Below are 16690 nucleotides of genomic sequence, written 5' to 3'. Positions count from 1 at the left end.
ATCATGTTGCGCAAGCCATTGCTCGCAGGCAACTGGAAAATGTATAAAACTAATAAGGAAGCAGTCCAATTTGCGAGCCAAATTGCAGAGACGCTTCCTGTTACGAGCTCTGTTGATCTAGCAATCTGTGCTCCATTTACTGCTTTACCCATCTTAGGTGAGCCTTTTCACAGGATTGGGATCAGTCTGGGAGCACAAAATATGTATGATCAAGAAGAGGGTGCCTATACCGGGGAGATCAGCCCTTTAATGCTAAAGGATCTCGGCGTCACTTATGTAATCCTCGGACACTCAGAACGTCGAGGCTACTTTGCTGAAACAGATGAGCTGGTGAATCGCAAGGTACATACTGCACTGCACCATCAACTTCGCCCTATTGTCTGTATCGGGGAGAGCGAAACCTTATATAATCAGCACGAGACGAAGCCATTTGTTCAGCACCAAGTAGAAGTAGCCCTTGCTAGCGTTAAACAAGAGCAGCTTGCTTCCATCACCTTTGCCTATGAACCAATCTGGGCTATCGGCACGGGAAAATCATGTAACCCACAGGAGGCCAATGAAGTGATCGGCTTCATCCGTCAAGTGGTGGCAGAACTCTATGATGAAGGAAGTGCTGAGGAGATCCGTATCCTCTATGGTGGAAGCGTCAAACCTAACAATATTGCCCAGTATATGGCTCAGCCTCAGATCGATGGTGCTTTGGTAGGCGGAGCCAGTCTTGACCCTGCTTCATTCCTTGCACTGGTAGAGGCTACAGGTGCTGGGAAGGGAGGAGAAATGTAAGTGAAACATCGTCCTGTTGCATTGATTGTCATGGATGGCTTCGGGTATCGAGAAATGAAAGAGGGGAATGCCATCCTACATGCCAATACACCTAATCTTGATCAGTATTGGAACCAATACCCCCATGGATTATTGGGGGCTAGTGGAATGAGTGTGGGTCTTCCTGAAGGACAGATGGGAAATTCAGAGGTGGGCCATCTAAATTTGGGAGCCGGTCGCATTGTATATCAGGAGTTTACGCGAATTTCCAAATCCATTGCCGATGGAGACTTTTTTCGCAATGAGGTTCTCCTCAAGGCGATTCAGCATGTAAAGAAACATCGTTCTCGCCTGCATCTATATGGTTTACTCTCTGATGGAGGGGTACATAGTCATCAAGAACATCTTTACGCCTTGCTTCAGTTATGCAAGCAGGAAGGAATCAATGAGATCTATGTCCATGCCTTCTTAGATGGCCGAGATGTTGCACCGGACAGTGCGAAAGGCTATATCAAGGAGCTAGAAGCAAAAATGGTCCAGTTGGGTGTAGGTCAAATGGCCACTATTCATGGTCGTTACTATGCCATGGATCGTGATCACCGTTGGGAACGGGTGGAGAAATCCTATCGAGCATTGGTGGATGGTGAGGGAGTAAAAGCCCATGACCCCGTTGCAGCAGTGGATCAATCGTATGCTAAGGGAATTTATGATGAATTTGTCCTACCCACAGTACTCGTTGACGAAAATGAAAAGCCTAAGGCAACGATCCAAGATCATGACGCGATCATCGCCTTCAATTTCCGTCCGGATCGGATGATTCAATTATCCTTAGCCTTTACACAAGCAGAGTTTTCAGGCTTTGAACGAGGACCCAAGGCGCCTCGTGATCTCTTCTATGCTACGTTTACCAAGTATAGTGAGACCATCGATGCCATGATTGCTTATCCACCCATTGGCTTACATCACACCTTTGGTGAGATCATCTCTTCCCATGGTTTACGGCAACTTCGGATCGCTGAGACCGAGAAGTATCCTCATGTTACCTTCTTCTTTAATGGCGGTCAGGAACAACCATTCCCTGGAGAAAAACGTGTTCTCATCGATTCACCGAAGGTTGCCACCTATGACTTAAAGCCAGAGATGAGTGCTTATGAGGTAACTGATGCAGTGATTCACGAGATTGAAACCGCCACACCCGATGTGATCATCTTGAACTTTGCCAACTGTGATATGGTTGGGCACACAGGTCAGATGGAAGCGACAATTAAGGCTGTGGAAACAGTAGATCACTGTCTTGGCCGCGTGGTGGAAGCATTACAGAAGGCTGGTGGCATCGCTTTGATCACAGCGGATCATGGCAATGCCGATTACATGGTTGATGAGGCAGGGCAGACGGTAACCTCACACAGCACCTCACCGGTTCCATTGATTGTAACCGATCAGCGTTATCAGTTACGAGAAGGCGGAGTGCTAGCTGATCTTGCGCCAACCATGCTCTGGTTATTAGAATTGGAGCAACCGGAAGAGATGACGGGAAGTCCCATTATCGTTGGCGAAGCGAGATAACTTCATAAGCTATTCACAGCGATGGAATTTGAACTTCCATGGTATGCAGTAAAGGATTAAGATTATCATAGGATTGAATTTAGAAAAAAAAGATGCACTCAAGCTTTACAATTAGATTATGGTGAATTCACAGGAGGTAATAATTATGACGATGATCGTAGATCTATATGCTCGGGAAGTGCTAGACTCACGGGGCAATCCTACCGTGGAAGTGGAGGTCATCCTTGAGTCTGGAGCAGTAGGACGTGCCATTGTTCCATCTGGTGCCTCTACAGGTGCTCATGAGGCTGTAGAATTACGTGATGGTGATAAGAGTCGCTTCGGTGGGAAGGGTGTCCTTCAAGCCGTTGAGAACGTTAATGAGGTGATTGCACCAGAGCTCGTAGGCTGGGATGCCCTCGATCAAATCGCGATTGACCAGTATTTAATAGACCTGGATGGCACACCAAACAAAGGGAAATTAGGTGCCAATGCAATCTTAGCTGTCTCCATTGCAGTAGCTCGTGCAGCTAGCGATGCATTAGGTCTACCACTCTATCAATATCTTGGCGGCGTAAATGGAAAAACATTGCCTGTTCCCATGATGAACATCTTAAATGGTGGGAAGCATGCGGATAACAATGTGGATATCCAAGAGTTTATGGTAATGCCTGTTGGTGCAGAAGACTTCCCGCATGCCTTACGGATGGGAACAGAGGTTTTCCATGCATTAAATAAGGTGTTAAAAGGAAAAGGTCTCAATACAGCTGTTGGAGATGAAGGCGGTTATGCTCCCAATTTAAGCTCTAATGAGGAAGCACTCCAAACGATTATGGAAGCCATTCGTCTTGCTGGCTATGAACCAGGTAAGGATATCTTCCTTGCCCTTGATGTTGCATCTACGGAGCTCTATCATGATGGTGTTTATCAGCTTACCGGTGAAGGCAAGAGCCTAACAGCAGAAGAAATGATCCAATTCTATGAGGAGTTAGTTGCGAAGTATCCGATTATCTCCATCGAGGATGGCCTTGCTGAAGATGATTGGGAGGGCTGGAAGGAGCTAACCAACCGTTTAGGTAAGAAAGTCCAGTTGGTTGGAGATGACCTCTTTGTAACGAATACAGAACGTTTAGCCGAAGGAATTAAAAAAGGTGTTGGAAACTCCATCTTGATCAAGGTAAACCAAATCGGTACTTTGACGGAAACACTAGATGCTATTGAAATGGCGAAGCGTGCAGGATACACCACTGTAATCTCCCATCGTTCTGGGGAAACAGAAGATACTACCATTGCTGATCTAGCTGTAGCATTAAATGCTGGTCAGATTAAAACAGGTGCACCATCTCGGACGGATCGGGTGGCTAAGTATAATCAATTACTACGCATCCATGATGAATTAGGTGCAGTTGCACGTTATGGTGGCAAGTCCTCTTTCTACCAACTAGAGATGTAAGAGCCATCTGTTAAATTCTCCTTGAATGGCTAGTTCAATTATGGTATAGTACGATTGTTATAGTATCGAGTAGCGTACTCTGTTGGTGTAAAAGAAGAGGGGGGTGGAAACAGGTGGAAGTATTCTTAACCATCTTATTGGTCATTGCTGCCCTTGGTTTAATTGCAACCGTCTTGTTACAATCAGGGAAAAGTGCCGGCCTATCTGGATCGATTGCAGGTGGTGCAGAACAACTGATGGGTAAACAAAAAGCCCGGGGACTGGATGCATTACTATCCAAGTTAACCGTTACCTTTGCAGTATCTTTCATGATTCTTGCGGTGCTTGTTGCTTTTATTGTGAAGTAACCAGCCAATTAAGTTCATATTGTCATCAAAGTAGTCAGATGTGATTCTGACTACTTTTTTGTTTGTTAACCTACTGATCGTGGATACAATAAGAGAAGAAGGAGGGATACCATGACCACTTGCATCTTGATTCATGGCTTTACAGGCAGTCCCTATGAAGTAGAACCCCTTGCTCGCCACCTACGTTCCTCTGGCTACAATGTCATTACACCTGTTCTTGCTGGACATGAAGAAAATCAATTTCGCTCAGATGTACAGTGGACAGAATGGATCGCTTCTGTAGAAAAAGTGGTCATGGAGATTTGTCAGCTGGAGCAGGATGTAATACTCTGTGGCTTCTCCATGGGTGGAATGATCGCTATTTATCTAGCCAATCGTTATCCGATCAAGAAATTGATCCTATTAAGCCCTAGCGCTTATTACCCCAATTTGGAGTTAATGTGGAATCAAGTGCGGGGGAATGGGATGACTCGCCAGGAAGGCTCAGGGGGAACTTCGGATGATTGGCAACGCTACATGCAGAAGGTAAGACGTACCCCATTACGCTGGGTCTGGCAATTTCATCAACTGGTACGCTTCTGCCGATCAGCCATCGATCAAGTTCAAATACCAACCTTAATCATCCAAGGAGAGCAGGACAATTTAGTGCCTGCTCATAGTGCCCACTATTTATATGAGGCCATTCCAACGGAAGAAAAGTACCTGTATTTTCTTCCCCAATCACCGCACATTATCTGTCACGGTTGTGAACAAGCAGAGATATTTCGCTATGTGGACCAGTTTTTAAGGAATTCATAAAAGAATCGAAACAGAATAAACGAAAAAATCATGATACAATGGAAAGAGAGGAAAACGAGGAAAGAAAAGGGGAAGAAAACATGAGGATGACATCCCGTTCACCAGCGCCTTTTTTTTACCAACAAGGTAAGCGGGGGATCTTATTGGTACATGGCTTTACCGGAAGTACCGCAGAGATGGGACCAATGGGTGAGTTTTTTGCCGATCAAGGTTGGACGGTGCATGCACCACTACTGGCTGGTCATGGCACCACACCAGAAGAGCTTGGTGCCACCTCCTGGGAGGATTGGCTCTGTTCTGCAGAGGAAGGAATAAAGGTACTACAAAAGGCTGGGTGTACCCAACTGTTTGCTGCAGGACACTCCATGGGTGGACTCTTAGTCCTACAGCTTGCCCAACGTTATCCACTACAAGCTATTGCTACTTTAAGTACGCCTATGGTGGTACAAGATCGCTTTTTCCCCTTCGTCGGTTTTTTGAAGCATTTCAAGACGAATCATGAGCGGCGATCACGAAAGCCTTCACATATTGAGGAGAAGATTATACCTTATCCCTATACACCGTTAGAGAGTATTGATCAGCTTCGTCGTTTACTACGCGATACACGAAGGAGTATTAAGAAGGTGACAACACCAATTTTTATCGCACAGAGCGGTCGCGATGAGACTGTCCAACCACAAAGTGGCGCACTTCTCTATGAGAAGGTGGGATCCATTCATAAGGAGTTAAAAATCTATCCCAAATCATCACATATCATCACCCTTGATCATGAACGGAAGCAATTATTTCAGGATGTCCTACAGTTCTTTGTAGCTCATTCTTAAGACGTGAAAACAGAAGAAAGTAGAGTGATGACCATGGAAGAACGTTTGCTTGCATTACTTCAGGAAGAAGCCTATAAACCTCTAACTGTTCAGGAGCTGGAAGAAGCCCTTCAATTAACAGACTCCGAGCAATTCCGTGAGCTGGTTAAGACATTGAACCAATTGGAAGAGAAAGGTGAGGTTGTACGTACAAGAGCCAATCGCTATGCCATCCCGCAGCGGGTCAATCTCTTTCGTGGTCATTTACAAAAGCATCCCAAGGGATTTGGTTTTATTCTGTTGGAAGAGTCACAGCTCCCAGATGTGTATGTACATGCGTCGGATATGATGGGTGCTATGCATGGTGACTTAGTATTAGTCCGGATTGAAAAGGGCTCACGGGAAGGCAAGCAATGGGAGGGTGAGGTGGTACGTATCCTCCAGCGAGCCAATCAGGTGATTGTGGGCACCTATATGGACGAAGAATCCTTCGGCTTTGTTCGCCCTGATGATAATCGTGTGGATCGTGACATCTTTATTCCTAAGGGGAAGCATGGCGGAGCAGTAGATGGCCACAAGGTAGTTGTAAGGATCGTGAAGTTTCCTGAGGGGCGTATGAGCGCGGAAGGAGAAGTGATCGAGATTCTCGGACATAAGAATGACCCGGGAATCGATATTCTCTCCATTGTTCGGAAATATGGAATTCCTGAAAAATTCAGCGATGAGACGATAGCAGAAGCGGACAAGGTACCTGAAGCCATCAGTCCCGAGGATCTCATCAGCCGTCGTGATTTACGTGGACAGGCGATTATTACCATTGATGGTGCGGACGCCAAGGATTTAGATGATGCTGTGGCAGTAGAGAAGCTCGCCAATGGCCATTATCGCTTAGGGGTTCATATTGCCGATGTGAGTCATTATGTACGAGAGGGTAGTGAATTAGATAAGGAAGCCTTAGCTCGTGGTTGTAGTGTTTACTTGGTGGATCGCGTGATTCCTATGCTACCTCATCGTCTATCCAATGGGATCTGCAGTTTAAATCCTCGCCAGGATCGGCTGACACTAAGCTGTGAGATGGAGATTGATGCCCAGGGGAAAGTGGTTCACTATGAGATTTTCCCTAGTGTCATTCGAACTGTGGAACGAATGACCTATGAGGATATGAACCAGATTCTGAAGCGTGAGGATGAAACACTACTCCAGCGCTACGAAACGCTATTGGAAATGTTCTTTGCCATGAATGAACTATCTCATATATTGCGTAAAAAACGGATGGCCCGCGGAGCCATAGATTTTGACTTAAAAGAGGCCAAGGTACTGGTCAATGAAAAAGGTGAGCCTCTAGACGTGGTGGTACGTGAACGTGGAGAGGCAGAACGGCTTATCGAGGAGTTTATGCTTGCTGCCAATGAGACGGTGGCTGAACACTACCATTGGATGCAAGTCCCCTTTATGTATCGGATCCATGAGGATCCCAATGAGGAGAAGATGCTTTCCTTCTTAGCATTCATCGCCAATCTAGGATATGTAATCCACGGTACAGCAAACCAGGTTCATCCCCTCGCACTTCAGAGCTTGCTGAGTGAGATAGAGGGACAGCCTGAGGAAGCAGTGATTAACAGCTTGTTACTACGGTCGATGAAGCAGGCTCGTTACGCCAATGAGAACTTAGGACACTATGGTCTCGCCACATCATTTTATACCCACTTTACATCACCGATCCGCCGTTATCCTGACTTAATCGTCCATCGGCTGATCCACCGCTATGTAAATGGTCCGCTGGCAGAAGGGAAAATGAAGAAGCTACAGGGACGATTAGCAGAAATCGCTGATCAAGCTTCCATTCGTGAGCGTGTGGCTGTCGATGCTGAGCGCGAAACGGATGATCTGAAGAAAGCGGAATTTATGATGGATAAGATCGGGGAGGAATTCGAGGGTGTAATCAGTGGGGTCACCTCCTTCGGGCTCTTTGTGGAATTGCCTAACACCATCGAAGGGATGGTACATGTGAGTTACATGACCGACGATTTCTATTCCTTCCATGAGAAGGCCTATGCCCTCGTTGGTGAACGGACGGGTAAGATCTTCCGCATTGGTGATCAGGTTCGAGTCCGTGTAATCGGTGTGAATAAGGATGAGCGGAAAATCGACATGGAAATCGTAGGTACCCAGTCCCAAAAACGGGAAAAGAAACGGCAGCCTACGGTGATCACAGCAGGAAAAGTAAGGGCAGATCGTTCTCGTAGCAGGCAGCCTAAAAAGGTGGAGGAAAAAGCAGGAGAAGAGCGGTCATCAAGTCAAGGCGATGAGTGGTATTCTGTTCCATCGAGAAAAAGGAAGCACCGTCAGAAGAAAACAGGCACTGGCAAAGGGAAAAGCAGTCATCGAACACCACGGAAACGAAAATAATGCTTTGTTCATCCAACGTTGAAAGAGAGTAATTGCAGAGGCATTCCCTTCGTGATATACTTGCTCTCAGCAAAAGTACGCTGGGAATCCCTCTGCATTGTAGATGGCTTTGGGGAGGAGGAAAAAGCCATGGCTAAAGAAGGTATTAAAGTCGTTGCGCAAAATAAAAAGGCACGCCATGATTATGAAGTGGTTGAAACATTAGAAGCAGGGATCGTCTTAACGGGAACGGAGATCAAATCCATCCGTGCAGGTAAGGTGAATCTAAAGGATAGCTATGCCCGGATCATGAATGGTGAGGTTGTGCTCCTGAATATGCATATTAGTCCCTTCGAGCAGGGAAACCGCTTCAATCATGAGCCCACTAGGACAAGGAAGCTACTCCTAAAGCGGAAAGAGATCGATAAGCTTATTGGTCTTACCAAAGAGAAGGGCTTGACCTTGGTACCGCTGCGCCTCTATTTACGCCACGGCTATGCTAAGGTAGATTTGGCATTAGCAAAAGGGAAGAAATTATATGATAAGCGGGAAGATCTAAAGAGCAAGGATCAGAAGCGGGAAATTGAACGAGCCTTTCGTGAGCGCCAAAAAATATAATTTTAATACAAAACATGGAATCAATTGAAGAACCCCTGATTTTCTGTTATGATGAAGATGCAACATATAGGTATGTGTAGATCATGTTGCTTATTCACTCCACTGGGGGTGTTTATGGATTCGACGGGAATAGTTCGGGCATCAGAAGCGAGCCGTGGGGTCGGCCACGTTAAAACGCAACCGCCAATAATAACTGGCAAACAAAACACACAACTAGCTGCTGCCTAAGCACCAGCTGCTCTACCACACAATCGCCCATGTTGTGTGACTAGGGCTCACCTACCGTGGGATACGCCTAAGGCTTCCGTCTGGAGCTAAGGGAAGAGAACCAATCAGACTAGCTTCATAAGTAGGTTGTCACTTGCCAGCTCATGAAGCGAATCTCCCTCAGGTGACTGCGCTCGGAGAAACTGATGTTGCGTTATTTTCGGACAGGGGTTCGACTCCCCTCACCTCCACCATAATAGTCATAATTAAGCCGACAGAATGAGGTTGGCTTTTTATTTTTAGTGTTGAGTTCGCCCTTATAAGATGAAAAATATCTAAATTGTATAAATATATATAAAGAGTATTTTAGCTGTGAAAGGTGGACAAACTGAATGCATATTAATGTAGTAAATTGGAGCAGAAGAGGAATGATTATGGTGAGGAAAAATAATCATAAGAAAAGCAAGAGCGCTCTAATGCATGCCAAAGCATCCCTTGAAATTGAAGGGATCCATTTTACTACACAGGAAGAACAGTTGTTATTAGAAAGAGCTAATGGACGATTAAGTTATTCAGAGTTTATAGCTCGCGCTAGAGAAATTGCCAAAAATGTATAAACAAGAAGAATCAAGATACTGCTTTCCTGGTAGTGATGTATTAATTAATATCCCAGAATTTAAGAACCAAAAGCAACTTGATGCATTTGAGCGAATGATAACAGCAGACCGTTTAAGAATTCTAAACTTAAGTCCAATTAAAGGAAACCTTAAATAGGTAGAGATATGTAATTTGTTGAATAAAACTATACCTTCCAATGAAGTGGCTCCCCTAATATTTTGCAGGGGTGCTACTTTTTTAAGTGCTTCATCCTTCTTCAATTATCGCTTGACCTCCCACATCTTTTATATCAAAATGTAAATAACTAACATTGAGAGGTGCTGCGAAAATAGCCGAAAGGATGATACCGGTGGAAGAGAAACTGGATTTTATCATCAATGAGCTATCTACGATTAAACATGATATCCAGGAAATGAAAACAGAGTTCAAAGAAGTGAAGATGGACTTAGCGGGAGTCAAGACAGAACTGAGCGAAGTAAAGGCGGATCTAGCCGAAGTGAAGACGGACCTTGGCGAGGTAAAGACAGACTTAGCCGGAGTCAAGACAGAACTGAGCGAAGTAAAGGCGGATCTAGCCGAAGTCAAGACGGACCTTGGCGAGGTAAAGACGGACTTAACCGGAGTCAAGACAGAACTGAGCGAAGTAAAGACGGATCTGGCCGAAGTAAGGACAGAACTCACCGAAGTACAGACAGGTCTAGTCGGTGTTCAATCAGAGCTAGTAGGTGTTAATACCAGACTGGACGCTTTAGAATCAGGTCAGAGTGAGTTGTTTCAACTTGCTAGAGCGATCCTAGATCGACAGGAAGAAACGGATGCAAAATTAGAGGGCTTGAGCATGGATCTCCATTCACTACGAGGCGAAGTGACTGATGTGAGAAATGATGTGACAGAAATTCGCATCCAGATGGTTTCCAAGCAAGATCTTGCTTATTATGATCAAAAAATTGCAGAACATGATCGGGAAATCTATAAAATAAAAAATCGTTAGAAAAGAGCACCTTCTTGGTGCTCTTTTCTTATACAAGGATTTGATCTTCATAACATCTACATAACTTTTTCCTATAATTTATCTCTGCGGCGTTACTAATACTCCCATCTATGAAAGTGGGAGTAAAGTGCCGCTAAGCTTCGAAATAAGAGCGACTAAGGTTCAGATGGAGTTGAAGGATGAAATGAAACGAAGAATAGGTAGCTTACTATTGCTGTTAATGTTCATTAGCATACTTGGAACAGCCTGTAGTAATCAAGGAGATACGCAACTTCTTCTCCCCAACTATGCAACATCCAAAGGGTGGAAGGTGGAGGATGCATATGGGAAGGCAGCTCAATATCCACAGGTACTTGCTAGTGTTCCCTGCTATTGTGGCTGTGGTACCATAGGACATAAGAGTAATCTAGATTGTTTCATTGGCGAGTTGGGTCCTAACCAAGAAGTGATCAGCTGGGACTCCCATGGCTCGACTTGAGACATCTGCGTGAATATCGCCCGGGAGGCGGTAGCAGAATGGGAAGATGGCAAGTCTTTACGTGAGATACATCTAAATATCGTGGAGAAGTATGAACAGTATGGAGATCCTACACCGACATCCATACCCGACGAAGGAAGGGAATAACATGACACCGGTCCAAATCTTAATCGTTGACGATGAGCCCATGATTGGTGATGTCTTGCGATCCTATTTTGAGCAAGCAGGGTATAAAGTAGAAACTGCTGAGACAGGAAGGGAAGCAATGGAGCAATTCCAGAAGTGGAATCCTGATTTAATAATTCTTGATCTAATGCTCCCCGATATGAAAGGTGAGGAGATATGTGAACGGATTCGTCAGGAGTCCGATGTACCTATCATCATGCTCACTGCAAAAACTGCAGAAGCTGATCGAATCCATGGACTTGTCATCGGTGCTGATGATTATGTGGTAAAACCATTCAGTCCTAGAGAAGTCGTGGTTCGAGCCCAGGCCATTCTTCGAAGAATTAAGAAGCTCAAGGAGGAAGAATGTTACTCCTATCAAGGTGGCGAACTGTTTATCGACCTACCTAAGCAAGAAGTGAAGGTGAAGGGCGAGCTCGTCTCTTTAACTCCCATTGAATTTAAGCTATTAAGTGGAATGGCTCAATATCCAGGGCGAGTTTATCGTCGTGCGGAGCTATTGGAGAAGGTACAAGGAGATCTTTATGAGAGTTATGAGCGGAGTATTGATGTCCATGTAAAAAATCTACGGAAGAAGATCGAAACGGATCCTAAGGAGCCAGTCTATATCCTTACGGTGTTTGGAATGGGATATAAATTTGGTGGGCAGCCCGATGTTTAAAAGCCTCCAATCCCGACTTCTCATCCTCTTCCTCCTCATCTCCTTAAGCAGCATTATCATTGTGAGTGTAGCAATACAATGGGGTTTTACCGATAGCTTTGATGATTACTTGCAGCAGAAACGAGAGGAACAAGTGGATCAGCTTCGTCAGCGGTTGGTTGAAGAATATGAAGCAAATGGAAGAATGAATGGTGAACTGGCAGGTAGTCTCATCCATTTGCAAGCCATGACCGACTACCTTTATTACAAAATATATGATCAGCAAGGGAGATTGATCATTGATTCAACTCCGCTAATCAAGATGATGGAGCACATGATGATCAATGGCATGATGATGGAATCCTCCGCTGAGCTGGAGTCTTTTGATTTATTGGTAGAAGAATATCCGGTTCAGTGGAATGACAACACCATTGCACAGTTAGAGGTCTATTTTTTTAAAGGATATACGCAAGGCGACTTCTATTTTTTTGAACGGTTTAATCGCAACATCTTGCTGGCTGCTGTAGTAATGATCCTACTGGGTATTCTTTTTAGTATCCTTTTTACACGGCGAATTACCATGGGGCTACGAGAGATGGAAGAGGCAGCTCGCTCACTACAACAGCATGATCTCACTGTTCGGATCCCCACCGAGAACCAATCGGAAGAGATGAAACAATTAGCATTGGCTATCAATGAATTAGCTGAGTCCTTACAATATCAGGAGAGCTTACGAAAGCAGTTTACCGATGATCTTGCCCATGAGCTCCGAACACCACTCGCTACCCTTCGTAGCCAATTGGAAGCCTTTCAAGATGGAGTATGGGAGCCTACGCCAGAACGGTTAAAGCAGAGTCATCATGAGCTGATGCGGTTGGTTGGACTGGTGAATGAGATGGATACATTATTAGCAGCAGAGAATCCACAAATTCAACTCCAAAAGGAATCCTTTTCTGTACAAGCGCTTCTTCAAAATATCTATGAGCACTTTTTCCCTGCATTCTATGAGCGAGAAGTGCAACTCATTCTGAAGCCACCAGCTCCTACATTGCAGGTCACTGTGGATCGCGATCGGTTTATGCAAATCATGATTAATATCATGGACAACGCGCTGAAATATACAGGAGCTGGAGGAAAGGTGAAATTATCTGCTCAGCAAACTGGGGAAATGATACGTTTTCAAATTGAAGATACGGGACAGGGAATAGCAGCAGAAGATCTTCCCCACCTATTTGAACGATTCTATCGCGGTGAAAAATCAAGGAATCGAAAAACAGGGGGGGCTGGTATCGGCTTATCCGTTGTTCATGCTTTGATGAAAGCTCATCATGGAGAGATTTCCATCAAGAGTGAGGTTGGGGTCGGAACGGTGGTCAGATTGGACTTTCCCGTATAAAAAAGCTGGGATGTTTTTATCCCAGCTATTCTTGTTCACGTTTAAAATATTCAGCTCGATTATGAATTTTAATGAAGCTACAATTATTCAACCAGACCTCATTTTTTAATTTCACTTGGAGCTGATTAAAGAATGCAATGTACTGTTCTCGCTCTTTCTCCTCCATATGAAATTCTACGCCATATCGGTAGAGGTCTTTCTGTACTTCTTCGGTCCAAACATTATGACCGTAAAATTGGATCTCTTCGCCTAAGAGAATGGTGGTGAAGCATAGGGTCAACTCTTCTGAGAGTGGTAGCTTTACATTGGTGAAGAAACAGAGTCCTCCTGGACCGATATCATTGATTAATACTGTGGTGTAACCAACCTTTACTTTTTTTGCACCAATATTAGCAATGGTCATATTGGCTTCAAGGGGATAGGTAAAGGAAATACGGAAGTACTTTCTCCGTTCATACAAGTTCTCCTTGGAAAATGAAGAGACTAAGGGTTTACAGCTCCCTTTTTGTAACAGCTTATTAAATTCCTCCGCTCCCATCGATTGACCAAAGAGCGGTCCCTTCATTTCTGAACACTTCAAATCCTGTAAGATTCGCAATTGCTCAGCATTGGTTACGCCATCAGCTACCACCTTAATTTTCAAAAGCTGAGCGAGATGGAGAATGCTTTGCACGATAAAACGGCTTTCGTTATTTTTATAGATATCTGCAATAAAGCGATAATCAATCTTTAACTTATCTGCCTGATGCTCCTTTAAGAAAAGGAAGGAGGAATGACCTGTACCAAAGTTATTGATGGTTAACTTGATCCCTGCTTCTCGAATCTGATGAATTGAGCGCAAAATTTCCTGATTCTCTTCGAGGTTGACACGCTCACTCAGTTCAAGCTCAAGCCAATGAGGTTCAATCTTATATTGAGAGAGGAGCTGAAGGAGATCCCTCACTAGGTGGGGATCGAGAAATTGTAAGGTGGAACAACGAATGGAGATGGGCACAATTGGTTCGTCAGCTTCTTGCCACTGGCTGATTTGACGAAGTACCTGTTGAAATAACCAGTCACCTATGGGGAGAGTAAGTCCAGTCTCTTCTGTAAGTGATATGAGGTCCTGGGTCGGAATCACGCCCCATTCAGGATGCTCCCAATAAATACTTGCCACTGCACCGACAATGTGAAATTGATAAGGCTCCACGCGGGGCTGGAAATATACTTTGAACTTGTGTTCATTGAAAGCCTGAACCAGGTCATTGGCTAAGGAGAAATGACGGTAGGACTGAACATTCATGGTGGATGTATAGCACTCATATTGATTCATTCCTCGTTCAGAGGAGCGGGCTTGTGCAATATCAGCATGCTTAAGCAATGCTTTTCCATCTTCTCCATCTAGCGGGAATGTGCTGATGCCGAGATTGATGGTTAAATTGAGATGATAATCATCAATAATATAGGGTTCTTCAAATTGTTTAATCAGCCCTTCAGCTAGTACTTTAAGCTCATCTATCTCCTTGATGGGGCAGAGAATTAAAAAACGGTTCCCGAACAAGCGGCCAACGAAGCCGTGATGTTCTTTTGTGTACCGTTTAAGGCGAAACGCTACCTTTCGGAGAAGGCGATCACCCATTTCATAGCCAAAGTTACTATTGATCCGTGAAAAATTATTCACATAGAGCGAAAGAAGGGCAAACATTTCATGCTTTTTTCTACTATCTTCGATCATGTGATCGATTTTCTCTTCTAAACTACGGCGATTGGGTAGCATGGTTAACTCATCTTCATAAGCCATTTTGCGATATTTGGCTTCGAAATTTTTTTGTTCCGTAATATCTTGGATCGTCCCAATGGATTTAAGAGGAGTACCATTTTCATCTTTTAATACTTCACAAATTTGATGTACATAGCGAATGGAATGATCTGCATGGATAATTCGATGCACAAAGTTTACTTTTTGGCCAATTTTTAAGAGATTCAGTTTCTCGTACATACTGGGTAAATCATCGGGGTGTACATGGGACATAAATTTCTCCAAGGTAACTAGCTCACTACTAGGGTAGCCGAGAATATGGGTAATCTCAGGGGTGATGGTGATTTGATCGGTGGTGCAGTCCCGTTCCCAGCAACCAATTTTTGCAAGACCTTGGGCATGGGTAATTCTTGTTTGCAGCTCATCTAGTAGCTCCTTGATCACCTTTTCACTAGTATGATCCTGATAGATGGCAAGATATCCAGAGAGGGTTCCGTTTCTCATGGCAGGAATCGCAGCGATAGAAAGAATTAATAGACTCCCGTCCTTTTTGGTGGTCTCCCATTGGCCATACCAGCATTCACCTTGAGTTAGCTTGCCCCATGCCTTTGTTGGCAGATAGGGATTATGGTGTGTGAGTAGCTCTTGAGCACTATATTGGGTCAGCTGACAGAACTGGGTGTTAATGTGGACCACTCTACCAGCTTCATCAGCTTGGAGGAGGGGAAGCGTATCTTCTAGTCCTCGTTTTAATAGCTCCACCTGCTGCTTTGCTTCTTCGATACCACGTCGGTTTAATTCTTTATTGGTGATATCGATGGCGATACCTAATAAGCCCACCACTTCTCCTTGGTGGTCTTTTTTCGGGAAACGATGTTCAAGGATCCAATGGATCTCACCGTTCTGTTGGAGAATGCGGAAGGTGTGATGGTAAGTCTCATGAACCGAGCGAGCGTGGGGCAGCTTCTCTACCTTGGCTAGATCATCAGGGTGAACGTGTTGTGTAAGTAAGCTAGAATTGGATTGTAAAAGCGTACGGGGTACACCCCAGATTTTTTCTACGCCTTGACTAAGGTAGGTAAATTGCTGTTTTTTCACAGCTAGGATATAGAGTGAGATGGGTAGTGTGGTTAGTAATGCATCCAGTCGTTCTGTTTGGGAAAAAAAGAGGTCAGACTCTCCTACACCGGAAGCAATCTCTAGCTTGCATAGAACAAAGTCCACAGGTGAACGCTTGCTTGAGATGGGAAGAAGGCGGGTGGGAATGGGTAGAATTTGCTGGTCAGGTAGCTGAAAGTCCATGGTCTCGAGGTAGGAGTCACCATCAAAAACATTGATAAGGTAGGACTTAAACTGATCACAGCTAGAGGGATTAAGCAGGGTTGATAGTTGAAGGCCGCTCACCTTTCGCAGCTGAAATAGCTCTTTAAATTCTTGATTGGCCAAAAGGATTGTTCCATGCTCATCCAAGACAGCTTCAGGTAAACTATCTTGCTCAAAAAGCAGATTATATATTTGTTGAAGATCTTCTTCGATATCAAGATTTGGATTGCTTGATGTGAAACGATTGAACAATGACTGTAGCATGCATAGTTTCCTCCTTACATCTTCTGCCATAGGCTCACCAATCATAGTGAAATCAGATGGATGTTTGCTAGGAAAATAGCCCTATATAAATTCTACCATTAAATGCGTTGATTACTAGAATTGTGAATGAGTCAT

Annotated in this window: 14 protein-coding genes and 1 other RNA gene; 14 read left to right on the top strand and 1 reads right to left on the bottom strand. The window is 44.4% G+C overall.

Features of this window, described 5'->3' with window-relative positions:
• The first annotated feature begins 6 nt into the window (after positions 1–6).
• The 14 genes from tpiA to BN1691_RS05870 all read left to right on the top strand — a co-directional run bounded on the left by tpiA (position 7) and on the right by BN1691_RS05870 (position 13230).
• Positions 7–783, top strand: coding sequence for a triose-phosphate isomerase (gene tpiA / locus BN1691_RS05930; RefSeq protein WP_315969538.1), 777 nt, complete (start codon positions 7–9; stop codon positions 781–783).
• A complete protein-coding gene (gene gpmI, locus BN1691_RS05925; protein ID WP_147545710.1) occupies positions 784–2328 on the top strand; it encodes a 2,3-bisphosphoglycerate-independent phosphoglycerate mutase in 1545 nt (514 codons plus the stop codon).
• 145 nt (positions 2329–2473) lie between these two features.
• Positions 2474–3760, top strand: a complete 1287-nt coding sequence (gene eno / locus BN1691_RS05920; protein WP_048601318.1) for a phosphopyruvate hydratase — start codon at positions 2474–2476, stop codon at positions 3758–3760.
• Between the two features lie 113 nt (positions 3761–3873).
• Positions 3874–4107 carry a preprotein translocase subunit SecG gene (gene secG, locus BN1691_RS05915; protein WP_048601317.1) on the top strand — a complete coding sequence of 78 codons (234 nt, stop codon included), beginning with the start codon at positions 3874–3876 and terminating at the stop codon, positions 4105–4107.
• A 111-nt stretch (positions 4108–4218) separates the two neighbouring features.
• Complete coding sequence (locus tag BN1691_RS05910) at positions 4219–4905, top strand: alpha/beta hydrolase (RefSeq protein ID WP_048601316.1); 687 nt, start codon at positions 4219–4221, stop codon at positions 4903–4905.
• An 80-nt stretch (positions 4906–4985) separates the two neighbouring features.
• A complete protein-coding gene (locus BN1691_RS05905) occupies positions 4986–5729 on the top strand; it encodes an alpha/beta hydrolase (protein ID WP_048601315.1) in 744 nt (247 codons plus the stop codon).
• A gap of 27 nt (positions 5730–5756) precedes the next feature.
• Entirely contained in the window at positions 5757–8117 is a 2361-nt protein-coding gene (gene rnr / locus BN1691_RS05900; protein ID WP_082147067.1) for a ribonuclease R, read from the top strand.
• A gap of 129 nt (positions 8118–8246) precedes the next feature.
• Positions 8247–8714 (top strand): SsrA-binding protein SmpB, encoded by a 468-nt coding sequence (gene smpB / locus BN1691_RS05895; protein WP_048601654.1) that lies wholly within the window; start codon positions 8247–8249, stop codon positions 8712–8714.
• 104 nt (positions 8715–8818) lie between these two features.
• Positions 8819–9175, top strand: a transfer-messenger RNA (tmRNA) gene (gene ssrA / locus BN1691_RS14100).
• Between the two features lie 138 nt (positions 9176–9313).
• Entirely contained in the window at positions 9314–9538 is a 225-nt protein-coding gene (locus BN1691_RS05890; RefSeq protein WP_048601314.1) for an antitoxin VbhA family protein, read from the top strand.
• A 350-nt stretch (positions 9539–9888) separates the two neighbouring features.
• Positions 9889–10530: a hypothetical protein gene (locus BN1691_RS05885; protein ID WP_048601313.1), complete on the top strand. Its 642-nt coding sequence runs from the start codon at positions 9889–9891 to the stop codon at positions 10528–10530.
• Positions 10531–10714: 184 nt separating this feature from the next.
• The gene (locus BN1691_RS14660; RefSeq protein ID WP_390621636.1) at positions 10715–11155 is read left to right on the top strand and encodes a PCYCGC motif-containing (lipo)protein; all 441 of its coding nucleotides are present in this window, start codon (positions 10715–10717) and stop codon (positions 11153–11155) included.
• 1 nt (position 11156) lies between these two features.
• A complete protein-coding gene (locus BN1691_RS05875) occupies positions 11157–11855 on the top strand; it encodes a response regulator transcription factor (RefSeq protein ID WP_048601311.1) in 699 nt (232 codons plus the stop codon).
• On the top strand, positions 11848–13230 hold the full coding sequence (locus BN1691_RS05870; RefSeq protein WP_048601310.1) for a sensor histidine kinase: 1383 nt from the start codon (positions 11848–11850) through the stop codon (positions 13228–13230). The genes BN1691_RS05875 and BN1691_RS05870 overlap by 8 nt, the downstream gene beginning before the upstream one ends.
• 25 nt (positions 13231–13255) lie before the next feature.
• Here the strand turns inward: BN1691_RS05870 and BN1691_RS05865 are convergent, their stop codons facing one another.
• Entirely contained in the window at positions 13256–16555 is a 3300-nt protein-coding gene (locus BN1691_RS05865; protein ID WP_048601309.1) for an EAL domain-containing protein, read from the bottom strand.
• Positions 16556–16690: the final 135 nt, after the last annotated feature.

This window comes from Rubeoparvulum massiliense (assembly GCF_001049895.1).
Classification (GTDB): domain Bacteria; phylum Bacillota; class Bacilli; order Rubeoparvulales; family Rubeoparvulaceae; genus Rubeoparvulum; species Rubeoparvulum massiliense.
The sequence above is the reverse complement of the archived record's forward strand: the minus strand, read 5'-3'. Positions and strand labels throughout refer to the sequence as shown.